Origin of the sequence: Paeniglutamicibacter sp. ORCA_105 (assembly GCF_045798545.1) — a bacterium.
GTDB classification, from domain to species: Bacteria; Actinomycetota; Actinomycetes; order Actinomycetales; family Micrococcaceae; genus Paeniglutamicibacter; species Paeniglutamicibacter sulfureus.
Map to the genome: position 1 here is coordinate 1 of NZ_JBIXLM010000097.1, position 405 is coordinate 405.

Consider the following 405-nt stretch of genomic DNA (forward strand, 5'->3'; position numbering starts at 1 on the left):
CACCAATATTTGCTCAATATCATCCGGGTAGTCTACTTTCAGATGATGATCGGAAGCTACCCAATCCTTTATTTCATTTAAATCTAAAACTTTAGAGTTTGGGATTCCCATTTTGTCCAAAGCACACGCATTACATTCCTGCTCATATTGATTATGAATCGGGATAACAAATAATTTTTTATCCATAAAAAGGGCTTCGGCAGGGGTTTCGAAACCAGCGTTGCATAAAATTCCATCGCAGTTTTCGAAAGATTTTAAATATTGAATTTCATCAATCGGGAAAATCTCAACATTTTTTATTTTATATTGAATTTTGCTGTGTTTAGAAAACACTTTCCATTCAACAGGGATTTGTTCTAAAACTTTAATGATATTTTCATCGGAAAACTCGGTAAATACACCAAA

The 405-nt window shown here is 33.1% G+C and carries 1 protein-coding gene; it reads right to left on the bottom strand.

Annotated features, from left to right (window positions below):
- A partial coding sequence (locus ACIPUB_RS20125) for a glycosyltransferase family protein (RefSeq protein ID WP_407609003.1) occupies window positions 1–405 on the bottom strand: 405 nt, incomplete at both ends.